Genomic DNA, 508 nt, shown 5'->3' with positions numbered 1-508 from the left:
ATCAGGAGGTAACGATGGACTTAATACAATAGTGCCAGTAGGAAATGATATCTATCATCGCTTACGTCCCAATATTGCTAAGTCTAGAGAAGCTACAATACGTATTCAGGATAATTTGGCTTTTAATGACAATTTGAAAGCTCTAGCAAAGCTCTATGACCAAGGAGAATTATGTTTGATTAATAATGTTGGATACCCAAACCCTAATAGATCGCATTTTCGTAGTTCTGATATATGGCATACGGCAAGTAGTGCTGGCGAGTATTTAAAAACAGGTTGGATAGGACGCTATTTAGATGCAAATTGTCAATATCCTTATCAAGCTATAGAGGTGGATAAGGGACTTTCGCTTACGCTAAAAGGAGAAAAAATGAATGGTATCGCAGTCTATAACCCAAATTTATTATTTAATAATACTAGAGAACCATTTTTTAAGAATATAGTGACCAATGCAAATACAGCATTACTACATGAAAGCAATCAGGGATATCTCTATAAAACGATGCTC

General features: G+C 35.2%; 1 protein-coding gene. It reads left to right on the top strand.

The genetic code is table 11. From position 1 onward, the window contains the following. A partial coding sequence (locus tag SM447_RS30085) for a DUF1501 domain-containing protein (RefSeq protein WP_474576239.1) occupies positions 1-508 on the top strand: 508 nt, incomplete at both ends.

The sequence above is a fragment of the Micromonospora aridisoli genome, assembly GCF_056150025.1.
The sequence above is the reverse complement of the archived record's forward strand: the minus strand, read 5'-3'. Positions and strand labels throughout refer to the sequence as shown.